The sequence below is a fragment of the Streptomyces sp. NPDC058697 genome (genome assembly GCF_042715345.1).
GTDB classification, from domain to species: Bacteria; Actinomycetota; Actinomycetes; order Streptomycetales; family Streptomycetaceae; genus Streptomyces; species Streptomyces liliifuscus.
On the sequence record NZ_JBHXSU010000002.1, the window covers coordinates 76,805 to 93,193 of the forward strand.

The window sequence follows — 16,389 nt, forward strand, 5'->3', positions numbered from 1 at the left end:
GTTCGCCGCTTTACCCGCCGCCGTTCTGGAGAACGGTTCCGCAGGCGAAGCAAAGAGGCGTATGTCTTCCAGGAGCCGCAGCGGTCTCAGTCTCAAGGACCAGGGCATGCTCAGTGCAGTCTGGACACGTCTCGATCGGCCAAGTCGCTGAGTCCTCGTACCCTGGCTCCCACTCCTTGCCCAGAGTAACTCCGACGTAGAACTCGGCGATGCCGACTGCTGAGCGGTGCTCCTCGTCACAGAACCGGCATTGAAGAGGAGAGGAACCTACTACCAGGGCCAGTTGCCCGCATTCGGGGCATTCCACTGTCCGCTCGGCAACAGATGCGATGACGGGCCGGACCCGGTCCATACGGGCCTTGATGACGGCTCGCATATCGGTGAGCCGGGCGCGGATGTGATATTCACCCTCCCCGGCATACATCGCGTCCCGACCGCTGAGCCCTGGCAGTAGGTTCTCGGCGATGAACAGCAGGAGGAAGTCCAGGATGCGTGCCGCGCGCGACTCCACCGCAGGAGCCGGCACTGTCACGCCGTAGTGCTGGAGGGCGTTGCGCCACTTGGCCAGCTGATTGATTTCGTCGATGGCCGCCTTGGGGAGGTCGACTCCGACGATGTTGCGCAGTCGACTGACTGCCTCGGCGGTACCGCAGCTCTCGAAATCGCCGCTCTCGAAGCGGGATCGGTCGGCGCGTCCGGGATCTTTGAAGACCAGGCTCCAATGCTCCTGGAGCAGTCGGGCCTTCAGGAGTACTTCTGCCGCGGCTTGAAGATGGAGTACGGCGTACTTCAAGTCGCGCGGCTTCGGCTCTCCGGACAAGTGGTCCACCACGCTGTCGAGATAGTCCATCCCGTTGGGAATCGGTGGGTAGTCCACGTGGGGGCGTCTGACCGATGCGCTGTCTGTCACGGCCGGAGCCTACTGGCGAAGGGTGAGAGTCCGCGGCGACTCCAACCTTTCCATCAGGCCGGGCCTGGAGCCGATCCTGGTCCCAGAGACGTGACGTGTTTCGCGTCGCGGTGGAGTCCGTCACCGATCAGAAGACCGCGGTCGGCGCGTACGCACCACCGACCGGGACACCACGGTTTGTGACTTCGGTACGCAGGCAGAGCCACCAAGACGCACCCGCATCATCGATGGAATATTTTCAGGCATGTTTTTGTGCATGCATCGATGAGGTGTACCGTGTCTGCCAGTCTGCAGAGTCGAGTCACGGGAGGTGAGCGTCAAGATGGAGCAGTTCGACAACCTGGTTGCGCAACCTGCTCTGTTGACTCTGGCGCGCGAGTCCCGGGGCTGGACGCAGTCCGACTTGGCAGGGGAGATGAGCCGCCAGGCGGTCGGCGAGGCGGTATCGCAGGGGTATGTCAGTCGGGCTGAAGCCGGTCGCCTCACGGTGAAGGGCGAGCGTCTCGCCTTGTATGCAGCAGCGCTTCGATACACACCTGAGATGCTATGCCGCGCCACTGACACCGGCGGGGTCGGCGTTGGGCTCGTCCATCACCGCAAGCGCGCATCCCTGGGTGCCTTGGCACTGCGGCGAGTGCACGCGACCTTGGCCCTCACCCGTCTACAGGTGGAAGGAATCACTGCTGCTGACGGTGAGGACCACAAGCACCGGTTCCGACGCATCGTCGTCGACGACCTCGATACGCCGGCTGATGCGTCGGAGACGCTACGGTTGGAGTGGGGACTTCCGGCGGGCCCAATTACCAATGTGGTAGAGGTACTTGAAGCTGCGGGCGCCTTGCTCGTGGTACGTGATCTACAAACTCGTGACCTTGATGCCGTCAGCCAGTGGCCACAGGGGCAACGTCCGCTCTTCCTGCTCAACTCGACTGCTCCTGGGGACCGTTTCCGCTTCAGCCTGGCTCACGAACTCGGGCACATCGTGATGCACACTGAACCCGGGGACGCCCGCTTGCAGGAACAACAAGCGAACCAATTCGCAGCTGAGTTCCTCATGCCGCACGAGATTGTCCTGCCTGATCTTCAGGCGGGGGTGGACTTGGCACGGCTGATGAAGCTCAAACGTCGGTGGGGGGTGTCAATGGCAGCGCTCGCTCTCAGGGCCAAGGCGCTCGGCGTCCTCTCCGAATGGCAATACCGCTCGCTCATGGTGGAGATGTCCGCGCTGGGCTACCGCACCACCGAACCCGTTACCTTCGAGCGCGAGACCCCGCGCTACCTCGCTGAGGTCGTAACCCGACTGAGGCAACAGCACCACCTCGACCTGTCCGAGACGGCTCACCTGGCCGGCCTGGAACTCGAGGAGTTCACCGAGATCTACTCGTGTCCTTCCTCTACTCCGGTCACCTCACGGTCACCGGACTCACCAACAGGTAGGTGAAATGGCCAACCCGTCGTTCCCCGGCCGCACGCCCGCTCTGCGGATCCTCGATGCGTCGGTACCGGCAACGCCTCTACTGCAGGGGCGCGTACTGCTGCACGAGAACGCTCGCCTCATCCCCAAGATGCGGTCTCCGCTCAACGACGACCTCGGCGGCGTCGTGACGACCGGGGAGAAGGCGGGCGAACGCGCCTTCCAGCTTCGGGCGTCCGGATATGAGGGCGCACTACTGATCGATACCGCGGCCTACAAGACCCACACGGCGACCGAGGACGAGCCCTTCCTGCTCGACGGCAACGAGTTGTTCGCCACCGTCGACACCTCACTTGCGCTACAGAAAGCTCGGGGTGCAAGCGCGGCCCTCACCCCGACTGGCTACATCCCTCCCGGTGCCTCGAAGGTGCTCAAGGCGGTCATGCGGGAGGCGCAACGGATCAAGCGAGCAGACACGGTCGTCAATCTGCCTGTCAACACCGTCTGGCTCACCGACCAGTACGTCGACCAGCTGATCGCCGTCTGCAAGCGCATCCCCCATCCGAAGACACTCACCCTGTTCCGGCAGTTCGATCCCATGGAGCAGGACAAGAACGTTCCCGCCAACCTGCGGCGCGTACTGAGGGAACTGCCTGACATCGCGTTGCTCCGTAGCGACCTGGCGGCCCTGGACGCACTCGTCCACGGTGCTCTCTTCTCAGGCATCGGTGCTGATAGTGCCCGTCGGCACAGCATCCCTCCCGGCGAGCAGGCGCTGATCGGTTCGCGGAACGGCGGCGGACCACAATATCCGTCCGTGCTGATGCCGAGCATGATGTGCTTCAAGACCGCCAAATCGTTGGACCACCTGTACGCCAATGATCCGCCGGCCACCTGCAGCTGTGACGTCTGTGATGGTCGCGGCCTCGATCGCTTCTACGACACCGGCAGTGAAGCGCGACGCGAGTCGGAGGATCACAACATCAGCACATGGAGTGCCTGGGTGATCGAGATCGCCGACCGCAAGCCGGGACTGGAGCGTAAAACGTGGTGGCGAGACCGGTGCGCCACCGCTGTCGATCAGTACGCCATTGAGAATCGGCGTCTTGGCCTGTCGGCAAACGCGAAGGCGGGCTTCGAGGTGCCTCCGCCCCTCAGGGCGTGGGCGACACTGCCTGTCGAGCCGTGAGATCAGGCATTCACCGACTCGTCGGGCACAGCTGCCTATACGCGTCTTCTACAAACTGCCAGCCAGCTGCGGTGTACCGCCGCCGGACGAAGGGGCGAGGGGGCACGATCACCTCAACGTCGCGGCCAGTCGCCACCAGCAGGCCGATGCCGTAGAAGTCGGCCTCCATCAGGGCGTCCTCTCGACGACGGAGAGGCCCCTCTATCAAGACAGCCCGAGCACAGAATGGAGTGAACCACTCCGCCTTTTCCTTGGCGGCGGTCCAACTTCGACCAGGAACGACGGCCAGGTCAACCTTGAGCGGTTGAGTTACCTGACGCACGACCATGTCACCATGCCGTGAGACCGTTCCCTTGGGCATCCGCCGCAGCGCACGCCGCTCCACCTCGCTCAAGGAAGTGACCGGGACTGGCTCGCCCAGCGGCAGGTTCATCAGTAGATCGAGTGCCCGCCGATTCGTGAGTTCCGCTGCGCCCGCACTGACCCGCCGTTCAATCTCCCGCGCGTCTTCTCTATAAGCAACTACGGTATCGAAGCCAAAAATGTTCAGCACTCCGATATCCGCGCCGCGCGGGAACAAGGTGCCAGGCGCCGCTGCACCGGAGATCACTTCTGCCGGACCCTGCGCCGCCACAGTCATGGTGCTACCTCTACCCTCGCCTCAAGGAGGCCAGCCCTTCACAGAGGACCGCCTACTTACCCACCGGTAGGAACCTTTCATGGAATCGACGCTCCGCGCCAGCGCCGAAGGCCTTCGATGTCGCACCCATCGCGGCCACGCTGCACAACTGAGGCACTGCTGCCCGGGTCACGGGCACTGGCCTCAGTCATCAGGTCAGGCTAGTGCGGGTCAACCCTGCACTGCCGCTGGAGTCATAGCCTTGACCTTAGTGCGGTCCCTCGCGGCTCCACAATGGTCAACTTGGCGTGCGATCCAAGCGTTTTCTGCTCGTGATCGATCATATGTGACGGTGATCTGAGGCCATCCAGCGGCCTACCCACGTCGGCTGCGGTCCAGGGCTTCACAAACGGGCCTGCACCTCGGTGGAGCCGGGAACCGCCGTAGCCACTCCGGTCTCTTTGTGGCTGGCAGCTTCGCCTGCGGTGGTGGATCTGACTCGGGCGATGGCTTCGGGGCGGGTCCGACAAGAGGACCGGTGTACCACGATCGGCGACCTCCCCATGTCTGCTGGCCTGCTGCCCTTGCACGACTGGATGTGCAGGGCAGCACATTCAGAATCCCTTGGTCCGCATCCACAGTCGAAGGGGGCGCCGGATCACGCGGGCGAAAATACGAGCTGGCCGCCGAAGGGCGGCGGGGTAGTCAAGGTGAGCTAGTCCGTCCGCGGCGGAGTCCACCAGGTTGCGCACCAGATCGCGCCCCCGGTGGCCGGGGAGCTCCCTGAGCTCGCCGAGCAGCCCAGACAGCGTCAATCCCAGCATCGACCCCATACGGTCAGACAATTCGGCTTCACTGACGTCTTCGCTCCGGAGGACCGCCAGCTGCGACTCCAGCACCCAGTCCTCGTCCAGGCCGAGTGCACGACCAAGGTGAGCAACGGCATCGAGACGGCCGAGCAGCCAATCCCAGTCTCGCCAAGTGGCATCGCCGAAAGCGCCGAAGTGAGCAAGCTGGGTGCCGTAAAGCTTGCTCTGAGGGTTGACCATGACTTGATCGCTCAGGTCCGTGCCGAGCACCGGCATGGCGACATCTGGGCCAAGTCGCAGGAACTTAAACGGTGCAGCCGGGCGCGATGGAGATCGGGCATGGAAGGCGCGAGAGATCACCTCAACATGAAGCGCAGTATGCAGGACCTCGTCTGCGCTCAGCCCAGGCCCTGCAGCATTGCAGTAGGACTCCGTGGCTCTCGAGACGAGCCAGGCCAGGACCTCACCGAGCTGTAGAGCCTCGATCACCTGATTGACGATACCCCCGACGGTCTGGGCCGGAGCATCTCCAGCCCCCTCAAGCTCAACACGCAAAATGTCAGTGAAGGCTTGCTTCACGGCGTCAATGCGGGGCAACCACTCGGTACTCAGCTCGGTCAGACCGCTGGCCGTGTTGACGTCGCCCGGAGCCTCGCTCAGGCGTCGCCGCAAGTCACGAAGGAACAAGCGCATCGTCCGCTCGGCTGCCGTGATGCCCCATCGCCACGGAGCCACAGGCAAAGCGGCAGTGCTCGCTTCTGGGATCTCCGGAACCCAAAGCGGAATCGTATCTCCCAGGTCTGCGGCAGTTTGGGTGGGAGCCAGTGAAGTCGTAGCGACGAGCCGGCGGGCCTCAAAGATGCCACCGACGATCCGGCCCTGGCGGTAGGTGTTCAGCATAAGGCGAGCGGTCTCGGCTGCCTGCTCGCGCTGATCCGGTGTGGTGAGCAGAGTGGCGAAGAAGTCTCTGCTCTCGGCGTGCAGGCCGTCTGCCTGCTCCAGGAGGGCTTGGATGTCTTGCACGTCGGCGCGCAGGTCCGTTTCCCGTGGATGCTGAATGGCGCTGCTCAGGACGTGAGTCCATCGCGGTTCAAGTTCAGCCCCTTCTGCTGGGGCGTGGGCGCCGGCCGAAGGCACCACGTAGATCAGCAGTCGCTCAACGGGGCCGGAAAGCTCACGGCTGGCGATGGCTTCCAGTACTGGTCCGAAGGGCGCGTTGTCCAAGACGCCGCCGTCCATGAGCCACGAGGCATCGCCAACCCCTTGCACCCGCACGCTGGTCGACAGTTCCATCTCGGGAACCGGTGCGAAAGCCAGGGGATAGGAAGCCGAGGCTCGCGCGGTCGAAGCGAGGACGTTGGGCAGCCCGGTGGCTCTGTCGAAGTCGTTGCGGGCAATGTCCGCAACGAAGGCCTCTTCCGGCCGCTCTCCCCAAAGGGCGGCCTGGTAGGTGTACTGAAGGGATTGCTTCTGGAATCGGAAGACCCGGCGGTGATCAGGGCAAGTCAGCGGGTTGCCGTAGGCGTCCCGGTAGAGCCGTGCGTCCGGTCCTGTCGACGTGGCCGTGACGAACAAGGTGATCGGCGGCGACTGTGCCGCGAGTCCCCCCGTTGGATTCACTGGGCCGTCGATTTCTTGCAGCACCTGGTCCACGGCCTGCGCGAAGAAGGCGCCGTCAAGAATGGAAGGACGTGGAGGCGTCCCAGGCCGCGGCAGGAGCTTGTCGAACTGCAAGGCTGCGTCATCCTGCCAGACCTTCCTGAGCTTGGACCCGGCTGCTGGCATACCCGTGGCACCCGCCTCCGGGGCCGGGTCCAGAGCAGTGCCTCGCGCGATCGCGGTAGCCAGGAGTGTGCCGTTCAATCCGCCAGCGCTCGTCCCCGCGACCACGTCGACGATGACACGACGCCGCGGGCGCCCCGGCGAAGCGCTGCAAGCAGCCCGCCACCGCTCGAACATGGGCTGATCGCTCTCGCGGACCGTGCTTGGGGCCACGTCAGGATCTGAGGCTCGACGCAGTAAGTCGACCTCGTGTGTCACGCCGCCCATCCAGACGGCGAGACTCACGCCGCCGTTCATGACGAGCGCCAGCCGAATCTCTTCATCCTCAGAGGCGTCCATACATGCCACCATCCTCTGCCGCCGTACGCTCCGCAGGTTCGTGCGGGCCATACGGCTGCACGACTAGCCCCGCACTTTCACCGGGCCACCCGTCTAGGCTTTGATCGAAAACGTGAGAAGTGCTCCTGACCTGCTCAGTCGGCTCACTTCTTTCTTGGTATCCGCGAGATACGCCCGACACAGCGACCAGCTTGATGCCGGGGCGGTCGGCGTGAAAGTCGCGGCTGAGCTTGGTCCGCTTTGGCGTACACCTTTGGTGTGCTGGTCAGGCTGCGAGTGCGATCTCATCGTCGGCGGGACTGCGGTAGCCGAGGCTGCTGTGCAGTCGGTGCAAGTTGTACCAGCCTTCGATGAAATCGAAGATCACGGTGCGAGCGTCGGTCCGGCCGGGCCAGGTGTTCATGTCGAGCAACTCCCGTTTGATGGTGGCGAGGAACGACTCGGTGAGCGCGTTGTCCCAGCACTGCCCGGTGTGGCCCACCGACAGCTGGAGGTCCAACTCCGTTACCAGTAAGGCGGATTGCTGACTGGTGCTGGCACCCGCGATCGGAGTGAAAGATCACCGGACGGGTGGGGACGCTGCCGACAGGCAGCCTTCAGAGCGTCGGCGACCAGCTCGGCGCCCCACCCATCACGAACCACCGTCTGCCACAGCCCTCGATGCCCCTTGGTCCGGTGCGCGCGGCGCATCGTCTCCCACGGACCGGGAGTGCTTCGCGTCCAGCAGCGGGCCGCTATCTCGGCCGAACGGTCAGCGGGCGTTCATGGCGAGATCTGGTGGGAGCGGGACTTGGGCTTTCACTGCGGGTTCAGCGCTGGATGCCCCACCATAGGTTTCTTGTCTTGGAAGCAATTGGGGGGCCTGTGGCGGAGCTCATCGCGATGGTCGTGGATGGCTGTGAGGAAACGGCCGTCTTCGAAGTAGACAGCGGCCTGGCGGGCTCAGACCTCGAACTGGCAGCAGATGACGGAACTGTCGCCCGTGCACAGACGTCGTTGCACGAGGCACTACGACGGATACGGCCAGCCCTGGCACAGGTATCCGAAGCCGTGAAGGAGCTCCAGCCAGATGAAATGGAGATCGAGTTCGGCCTCAAGGTCGGTGGCGAGAGCGGCGTGATCATCGCGAAAGGGACGGCCGAAGTGAACTTCGCTGTCCGTGTGCTGTGGAAGCGCGCCTGAGCTCATGCATGCTCAGCGCGAAGGGTTCATCGTCAAGATCCGCGCACAGACATCGGAGACCCCCGTCGGTGTAGGGGTGGTCGTGGGCGACCGACACATCGTTACCTGTGCTCACGTGGTCAACGCCGCACTCGGCCGTGACAAGTTCCATCGTGAACCCCCGTCCGAACTTGCGCGTATTCAGGTGGAGTTCGTGCTATTGGGCGACGGAGAAGGTGCGCCACTGCGAGTGTGCCGGGTGGCAGCCTGGGACGCGCCTCCCGGTTCCGCCGGCGCCGGCCGTGACATCGCAGGCCTCGTGATCGTGGGCGGAGACGCATTGCCTCGCGGGGCGGGCCCGGCCCGGCTGGTGGACGCGCGGGTCGGCGTGGTTGCCGATACGCCGGTTTCCGTCTTCGGGTTCGCGCGTGTCCCCGAGCGGCGAACCAATGGTGCATGGAGTACGTGTGTCTTCCGGGGATCAGTCGGAGGGGGACTGATCCAGCTCGATACGCGCTCTGAGGCAGCTCTGCGAGCCCAGCCCGGTTACAGCGGCGCCCCGGTCATAGCGACAGACCGCTGGGGTGATGTGGTGGTCGGCCTGCTGGCCATCGCCGGCAAGACCGACGAAACACAGGATGCCTATGCCATTCCTCTGCCGGAGGTGGCAGCCGCCTGGGGGGATGTTCTGGGCCGGGCTGTGCTGCCCCCATGCCCCTACCGGGGACTGCAAACCTTTACCCCCCAGGACGCCAAGGCAGGGGTGTTCGTGGGGCGGGAACGGGAGGTCAAACGCCTCCAGGACATGGTGAAGGCTCAGCCCTTAGTCATGGTCACGGGACCGTCGGGCGTGGGCAAGTCGTCGTTGGTGGCGGCCGGCCTGCATCCGGTGCTGGAGAACGACGGGTGGAAGGTGAGCACCTTCCGTCCCGGAGCTGCGCCCTATGAGTCGCTGGCCCGCGCTCTGCTCGACCTGGAACGTCCGGGCGCCAGCCACTCCCTGGAGCAGCTCGAGCGCCGGGCGTGCGCCCTACGGGAAGAGGGCTTCTGGACCGTGGCGTCGAAGACTGCCGTCCTGGCAGGCAAGCCTCTGACTCTGGTGGGAGATCAGTTCGAGGAAGTACTCAGCGGCGCGGGCAGCACCGATCCTCTGCACTTTTTGCAGCACCTGCTCCCACCCCCGGATACGGTGCAGGATCCACGCGTTCGTCTGGTGTGCACGCTCCGTGCGGACTTCCTCCCCGACCTGCTGGAGCTGCCGGACATCGGTGCCCGGCTGCAAGACCGGCAGCTGAACGTCTCTCCCCTCAATGAATCAGCGCTGACCCGGGTGATCGTGGAACCAGCGCACCTCACGGGCGTCACCTTCACCCCGGGGCTGGCAGAGAAGATTGCCGCCGAAGCCAGCAGGTCGCCGGGAAGCCTTCCGCTGCTGGAGTTCGCCCTCACACAACTATGGCCGTTGCAGCACGAACGGCAGATCAGTTTTGACAGCTACTACGGCCTCGGCGGCGTGTCCGGAGCACTCAACCAGCACGCCGAAAAGGTCTACCAGGAACTACGCGAACAACTAGGACTGCAGGAACACCGCATCCGCCGCGTCCTGCTTTCCATGGTGCGCGCCCGTGGCGGGGCCGCCAGCGCCGTACGTGTCACTGCCCAGCGGTCGCACCTTGGCAACGACTGGTACATCACCCAGCTCCTGGCCGACCCCGACCGCCGTCTCGTCGTCCTGGGCAGCGGAGGACCCGAGACAGCAGAAATCGCACACGAAGCCCTCATCAGGGAGTGGGGCCGACTGTCAGCCTGGGTACAGGAAGACGCCGTCTTTCAGCAATGGCTGGCGGTGATGGAAGAACGCGCCCGGGACAAAGACCTGCTCTCCGCCACCCGGGTGGCAGAGGCACAACGGTGGCTGGGCGAGCGCAGAAACGACATCCCCCAGGACGTTGCGGACTTCATTGAGCACAGCAGCGCAGTAATCCTGGAGCAGCAACAGACCCAGGAAATGCTCAGCCAGTCGCAGGAACTGACCGACGAACTACGCCGGCGGTCAGCCGAGTTGGAGAGCCGTCAGAAAACTCTGCAAGACTCCAACGCCGAGCTGGAGGAGAAGGCCGAAATTCTGGCCCAGCAGAACCGCGACATCGAGGTCAAGAACACCGAGATCGAGGAAGCACGGCAGGTCCTGGAGGAACGCGCCGAACAGCTCGCCATCTCCATGAGCTACAAGATCAAGTTCCTGGCCAACGTGTCACACGAGCTGCGAACACCGCTCAACTCGCTTCTGATCCTGGCCAAGCTGCTCGCCGCCAACGCGGACTCCAACCTCACCCCCAAGCAGGTCGAGTTCGCCGAAACGATCCACGGCGCGGGCTCCGACCTGCTCCAGCTGATCAACGACATCCTCGACCTCTCCAGGATCGAGGCAGGCAAGATGAGCGTCTCACCAACGCGCATCGCACTGGTCCAACTCGTCGACTACGTAGAAGCCACCTTCCATCCGCTGACAGTAGAGAAGGACCTCGACTTCTCCGTACGGGTGTCGCCGGAGCTGCCGGCCACGCTGCACACGGACGAACAGCGGCTCCTCCAGGTGCTGCGCAACCTGCTCTCCAACGCGGTGAAGTTCACCAACACGGGAGCGGTAGAACTAGTCATCAGGCCCGCAGGTACTGACGTGCCAACCTCAATCCGGGACCAGCTTCTAGAGTTGGACTCAACACACGACGCGGATGACGACCTGATCGCGTTCTGCGTTCGCGACACCGGTATCGGCATCGCGCCCGACGAACTGGAGATGATCTTCGAGGCGTTCACACAGGGGGACATCGCGATCGTTCGGAGGTACGGCGGCACGGGGCTCGGGCTGTCCATCGCACGCGAAGTCGCGCATCTCCTCGGCGGGGAGATCCATGCTCAGAGTGAGTCGGGGCGAGGCTCCACGTTCACGCTGTATTTACCGCTCGACTCGCGCCTCTCGCCCCTGGACACCGAGGCGCCTAACCGTAGATGGCCTGCACGCCCTACTGCGTCCGAGGATCCGCCGTCTAGCGCCCGCGCCTCCTCGGCTTCGGCGACAGCCCGCACGGATACAAGGCGTAGCGCAGACGAAGAGGCTGTGCTGGGCCTGCCCCCTAGTCGGTTCGACGGCAACACGGTGCTGATCGTCGACGACGACATCCGCAACGTATTCGCCCTCACATGCGTCCTGGAAAAGGCCGGCCTGTCGGTGATATATGCGGAGAACGGACGCGAGGGCATCGAAGTGCTAGAGGACCACGACGGCCCGATGGCTGTCCTGCTCGACATCATGATGCCCGACATGGACGGTTACGCGACCACGACGGCGATCCGCAATATGCCCCAGTTCGCCGGACTGCCGATCATCGCGCTCACCGCAAAGGCAATGCCGGGCGACCGGGAGAAAGCCATCGAGTTGGGCTTTTCCAACTATTTGACCAAGCCGGTCAACCCCGACGACTTGATGTCCGTCCTGCATGCATGCATGACCTCGTCATAGCAGGCCAGTGCACAACATCGAGGAGGCCGATAGGGCTCCGGTAGTCCTTCCCTGTCCCGCCAGCTGCAGTGCGACCACTTCGCAGTTTGGGACCAGTCCCGCGCCCACGTAGTCTTCGTTCGTGCCCTGCCGCGAGCCCTCGTAGCGCGCTGCCCGAACGAAACCACGGGCTCCTGCACTGACTTCACCCGCAGCCCCCGCGCCTCGGCGGTGCGTGTGGCACCGTTGATGAGGCTCATTGAATTTGGCTCTGTCAGCGATCTCGTGATGCCGACCTGATCACGCTCCCTGTCCGACATCCCTCACGCTCGTTACTCTGCACGCATGGACGGCACACTCACCATGGCGGTACTGGGGTTGCTGTTGTCTGCGATCTCGCTGGGATGGCAAGTGACAAGCCATTTCCTTACCGCGGGGCGCGTGCGGTGTGAACTATGGGTAGGTCGAAGCGGGTCGGGATCGTCTCAATCGGGGCCGGGGTCGCTGCTCAGCACCCGAATGGCGAACTGCCATGTTCGAACTACGGTCCGTCAGAGCCGCCGCCAGAATTGCCCGCAGACCTTCGAACGCTCGCCGTCGACGCTCTGGACCAAGTAGCCTCCGAGCGGTCTGAACTCGCCGAACTTTGGGACAACGCTGCGAACGGCTCGAAGTGGCACCACGACATCACCCGTCTTCGCGACGTCCTTGACCCTCCGCTCCCTCCACAAGAGGAAGCCCTCTTCGCCATCTGAGCGATCACCCACAGTCACGGGGCAGAGAAATTGGACCAGAGCCCGCAGGGACCGCCACAGCAAGGCGAAGGACTACTCCATACCCAAGAGCTGCTTTCCCTCGCACGCCGACCTATTGGTGTGGAGTGGGGCCATGCCGCGTGACGAGGGGCCGTTCATCTCTGTCCCGCCAACCGGGCAGGCGATTGACACCATCACCAAGGTCGGCATATCGGGTGCTTGACCACGCCCGTGGGCGGCCGAGGACCTCTCGTCTGCCACGCTGCCGAATGGCGCACGACATGCGTCGGCCCGCGGAGGGAGAATGAGAGAACATCCCGGAGTTCTGAAGGCGGTGGGAACCATGGTGCTGCCGATAGTCGTGGGTGTCGATGGCTCGGAGCCCAGCCTCCATGCCGTCGACTGGGCCGTGGACGAGGCAGTCCGCCACAGGGTGCCGCTGCGGGTCGTTCACGCCTCGCTGTGGGAGCGGTACGAGGGTGCGGCCCTGGCGGACACACCCGATGTCGTCTCGGATGCGGTGACCGGACACGATCTCGCCGAGAGCATTGTGGCGGGAGCGGCCCGGCGTGCCGGGCTGCGCGCCCCGATGCTGGAGATCAGCACGGGCGTGGTACCGGAGGATCCCGTGTCGGCGCTGCTGCGCGAGGCACTCCGCGCCAGTGCCCTCGTGACCGGTGTACGAGGCATGGGCCCGATCAGGGAACTCCTGCTGGGCTCGGTCAGTCTCTCCCTTGCCGCCCGTGCTCCCTGCCCGGTCGTCGTGGTACGCGGCCGGGCGCAGCAGAGACAAGCCGCTATCGGTCGTATCGTTCTGGGCGTCGGAACCGGTGCCACAGCGCCAGCAACGGTCCGGCACGCTTTCCGGGAGGCCGCGGTGCGCGAGTGGGAGATCGAGGCCGTACGGGCCTGGCGTCGCCCGGCTCACCGGGCTGCGTCGCATCCGCTGCTGACCGGGGAGCCCGCCCATGCCGAGGAGGATGACGCCGCGGCTCTGCTCGACGAGGCGTTGGACGGCGTTGCCCAGGAGTACCCCGGCGTGGTCGTGCACCGCGCGCTCGTCGAGGGCTCCGCACGCCATGCGCTGGTGGCCCGGTCCTCGGCGGGCGATCTCCTCGTCATCGGCGCCCGTCGGCCTCGCGGCCACCTCGGACCGCAGCTCGGCTTGGTGGGACACACGGTGCTGCACCACTCCGACTGTCCGGTGGCGGTGGTTTCGCAACAGGAGTGACATGGCGGACTGATGCGGCCGTCACGAGGCGGGCTTGAGTCACTCCTGGTGCCTGAGGCCGGCCCGCGCTTTCGGCACGCTCAGGCTGCACCCGAATCTGGCCACTCACGGACATCGCGGCTACGACTAGGCGTTCGTGGTGGGCGCACGGCACCGCGCTCAGGAGACTTGCCGTACGGCGACCAGTGACTCGGCCAGCCCGGCCCGCCCACCCGGCGCGGCTCGTTGTCGATTCGTCCTCCCGTCAGCTCCACCGGTGTTCCACGCACCCGTACGACGGTGCGTTGGAAGGATTCCGTCCTCTCCTGCGGGTGCACGACAGTCTCCTGTTTCCGTTGCCTGGGCGCGGGCCGACAGACGAAATCTCAGGAGGCGGGGCGGGTATGAGGCGCGTGCCGAAAGCACTGATCAGGCCATTAGGTGCTGGTGGTTGCGGTCGCCGACGCAGGCTTTCGGGGGGTCAGTTCGCGACTCATACATGATGATCGGGAACGTTGCGGGTTCCGGGAGGGCGCGTGGATGAGGGCGACGGGGTGGACCTGATCCGCCTGATCGAATCGGACAGCAGTGTCCGGTTGCGCATGCTGGGGCGGACCAGGCCGGGGAACACGCCGTACAACGACTGCCTTGATGCTGAGCTCGTCATCACGAGCACCTACGCCAGCGGGCCCCTTGGGCTGTGCTTGTCACTCAAGCCCTGGATGACTGGTCGACGGCCCTGGATGAACCAGGCGGCCCGCCCAACTTGCACCTGGCACCAATGTCAGCTTTAGCGCAGTGCGCGTCGGCGCTCGCCGAATATTCACCCCACTAGTTGCGTTCCGGGGCGGTGCGCGAGGTGCTCGCCGTGGACCTGCCCGCGATTCCCGGGCGGCATGCCGTCGTCGTGGTCGACGAGATCGGCGAGGGCGTGCAGGGGGTGAGCATCGGTGACCGTGTCTTCGGGCTGGGCGGCGTCACCGGCGCGACAGCCGAGCTGGCCGTGCTCTCGGCCTGGGCCCACGCGCCCACCGCCTGGACCGACGAGGAGGCGCCGGCGCCGGTCTGGCATCCGTGACCGCGATGGGCGGCCTGAAGGCGCTCGGTCCCCTGCGGGGGCGCACCCTGCTCGTCGAGGGCGCCGCCGGAGGCGTGGGCAGTGCCGCGGTCGAGATCGCGGTGGCCCAGGGCGCCACCGTGATCGGGACGGCCGGCGAGCGCAACCACGAGTTCCTCACCTCCCTCGGAGCCGTTCCCACCACCTACGGCACCGGCCTCGCGGAACGCCTGGCCACCCTGGCTCCACCGCGACTCGGTCACCGGCACGGTCGAGGCCCGCCCGAGCAACGCGGTCTGGGGTGGACTCAATGAGATCGCACAGCCACGGCTGAGCCGCGCCCAAGCACGTCGAACTTGGGCCCGCGAAGGTCACGTACGGGTTGCTCAACGTGACCTTCTATTGGTTTCGGCAGATGAACCGGTGGACGCAGGGTCCGATCAGATGCCGAACCGATGAATGAGGTGCCGTGCGATGACGAATGAGCGGGCGAGGGCCGTGGCGTGTGGGCTGACCCGGGTGCTGGTCCTGGCGGCGGTGTGCGCGCTGCCGACGGGGGTCGCATACGCCGACGAGACCAACACCGCCTCGCACAACGGCCCCCGGATCGGACTGGTCAACGTGGGCCAGGTGGATGACCCGATGGAGGACGTGCTCGAGCACGTGTTGCTGGTGGGCGAGCACTCCTGGAGCTGATCGCCACCGCCGTGAGGCCGGGGCTCGTACCGCGCACGGGCGCGATACGGGCCCTCTGCCTGTCCGCTGCATTTTCGTCGCGGTGGCATCGCGGTCGAGACGATGAATACCGAAGCGCAGAACGGCTTCCGGGAGTTCGTGGAGAACCGATCGTTGTCGCTGCTGGGACCGCAGTGCTGCTCAGCGGGAAGACCGGCACACCGCTGGGGCCCTGCTGCAGAACGCCCTGATCAAGGCGGCCAGCCGTTGGCACCCATCGACGAGCAGGAGTCGACCGAAACGAGCCGCACCCATACGAGGTCTTTGGAAAGCGGTGGTCAGGGAGTGGTCGGGCGTTCGTCCTTAGCGATGGCACGCCACAGGGTGCTGCCCAGACGGTGGGCGTTGTCGTGGTAGCCGGTGACGCGGAGTCGGCCGCCGGCCTTGAGGTGGATCAGGCAGCGCACATCGGTGCCCACTAATCGGGCGGCGGCCCGGTCGTTCTCCTGGTAGTCCACGCGGGCGATGTCCTGCCAGGCCAGGACGCGTTCGGCATCGGCCCGGTGGTGCACCAGCCCGCCTTGGTGAAGGCGGAAGACCTCCCGTCGGCGGGTGACACTGCGGGCCAGCAGGGTGCTTCCGACGGCTAGCCCGAGCAGGCCCAGGCCGAGCACGAGGCCGGGCAGTGGACTGAAGCCGCTGCTTCCGGCGTCGGAGATGTATCCGATGGCCACAGGGACGCCGATGGCGGTGCCCAGCACGCCGACGACAAGCGAGCCGACAGCGCCGCGCCGGGCCCGCTCCCAGTCGTATCCGTGCTCACCGATCAACGCGCCCAGTTCATCGGCTCCGGTCGGATGCGCCACCGAGATCCTCCTGTCCCTGCCATGCCGCAGGATGCTGCCAAGGAGCAGCATAGGAAGCGGAGTTGGCGGAGTGAAGAGGCCGGGATGGCCCCTGCCGCCTG

The 16,389-nt window shown here is 65.2% G+C and carries 12 protein-coding genes and 2 pseudogenes; 9 read left to right on the plus strand and 5 right to left on the minus strand.

Features of this window, described 5'->3' with window-relative positions; genetic code table 11:
• Positions 1-10 precede the first annotated feature (10 nt).
• Positions 11-910, minus strand: coding sequence for a hypothetical protein (locus tag ACFWXQ_RS04865; protein ID WP_383943687.1), 900 nt, complete (start codon positions 908-910; stop codon positions 11-13).
• Positions 911-1,232: 322 nt separating this feature from the next.
• Between ACFWXQ_RS04865 and ACFWXQ_RS04870 the strand changes: the two genes are divergently transcribed.
• Positions 1,233-2,351, plus strand: coding sequence for a helix-turn-helix domain-containing protein (locus ACFWXQ_RS04870; protein WP_383943689.1), 1,119 nt, complete (start codon positions 1,233-1,235; stop codon positions 2,349-2,351).
• Position 2,352: 1 nt separating this feature from the next.
• A complete protein-coding gene (locus tag ACFWXQ_RS04875) occupies positions 2,353-3,513 on the plus strand; it encodes a hypothetical protein (protein ID WP_383943692.1) in 1,161 nt (386 codons plus the stop codon).
• A gap of 10 nt (positions 3,514-3,523) precedes the next feature.
• Here ACFWXQ_RS04875 and ACFWXQ_RS04880 read toward each other — a convergent pair whose 3' ends face one another.
• The 3 genes from ACFWXQ_RS04880 to ACFWXQ_RS04890 all read right to left on the minus strand — a co-directional run bounded on the left by ACFWXQ_RS04880 (position 3,524) and on the right by ACFWXQ_RS04890 (position 7,561).
• A complete protein-coding gene (locus ACFWXQ_RS04880) occupies positions 3,524-4,153 on the minus strand; it encodes a hypothetical protein (RefSeq protein ID WP_383943694.1) in 630 nt (209 codons plus the stop codon).
• Between the two features lie 593 nt (positions 4,154-4,746).
• Entirely contained in the window at positions 4,747-7,062 is a 2,316-nt protein-coding gene (locus ACFWXQ_RS04885) for a DUF3376 domain-containing protein (RefSeq protein WP_383943697.1), read from the minus strand.
• 265 nt (positions 7,063-7,327) lie between these two features.
• Positions 7,328-7,561: an integrase core domain-containing protein gene (locus ACFWXQ_RS04890; RefSeq protein ID WP_383943700.1), complete on the minus strand. Its 234-nt coding sequence runs from the start codon at positions 7,559-7,561 to the stop codon at positions 7,328-7,330.
• Between the two features lie 365 nt (positions 7,562-7,926).
• Here ACFWXQ_RS04890 and ACFWXQ_RS04895 point away from each other — a divergent pair, with 365 nt between their 5' ends.
• The 7 genes and pseudogenes from ACFWXQ_RS04895 (at position 7,927) to ACFWXQ_RS04925 (ending at position 15,443) form a co-directional block, all read left to right on the plus strand.
• Positions 7,927-8,244, plus strand: coding sequence for a CU044_2847 family protein (locus tag ACFWXQ_RS04895; protein WP_383943703.1), 318 nt, complete (start codon positions 7,927-7,929; stop codon positions 8,242-8,244).
• Between the two features lie 79 nt (positions 8,245-8,323).
• Positions 8,324-11,746: pseudogene (locus tag ACFWXQ_RS04900) on the plus strand (ATP-binding protein); the annotation flags it as partial.
• Positions 11,747-12,180: 434 nt separating this feature from the next.
• Entirely contained in the window at positions 12,181-12,480 is a 300-nt protein-coding gene (locus ACFWXQ_RS04905) for a DUF4259 domain-containing protein (RefSeq protein ID WP_383943706.1), read from the plus strand.
• Positions 12,481-12,784: 304 nt separating this feature from the next.
• A complete protein-coding gene (locus ACFWXQ_RS04910) occupies positions 12,785-13,711 on the plus strand; it encodes a universal stress protein (RefSeq protein ID WP_383943708.1) in 927 nt (308 codons plus the stop codon).
• 533 nt (positions 13,712-14,244) lie between these two features.
• Positions 14,245-14,484 (plus strand): DUF5959 family protein, encoded by a 240-nt coding sequence (locus tag ACFWXQ_RS04915; protein WP_383943736.1) that lies wholly within the window; start codon positions 14,245-14,247, stop codon positions 14,482-14,484.
• 41 nt (positions 14,485-14,525) lie between these two features.
• A pseudogene (locus ACFWXQ_RS04920) lies at positions 14,526-14,995 on the plus strand (NADP-dependent oxidoreductase); the annotation flags it as partial.
• A gap of 226 nt (positions 14,996-15,221) precedes the next feature.
• Positions 15,222-15,443 (plus strand): hypothetical protein, encoded by a 222-nt coding sequence (locus tag ACFWXQ_RS04925; protein ID WP_383943711.1) that lies wholly within the window; start codon positions 15,222-15,224, stop codon positions 15,441-15,443.
• Positions 15,444-15,760: 317 nt separating this feature from the next.
• On the opposite strand, the gene ACFWXQ_RS04930 is transcribed toward ACFWXQ_RS04925, so the two are convergent.
• Positions 15,761-16,288, minus strand: a complete 528-nt coding sequence (locus ACFWXQ_RS04930) for a hypothetical protein (protein WP_383943714.1) — start codon at positions 16,286-16,288, stop codon at positions 15,761-15,763.
• Between the last annotated feature and the right edge of the window lie 101 nt (positions 16,289-16,389).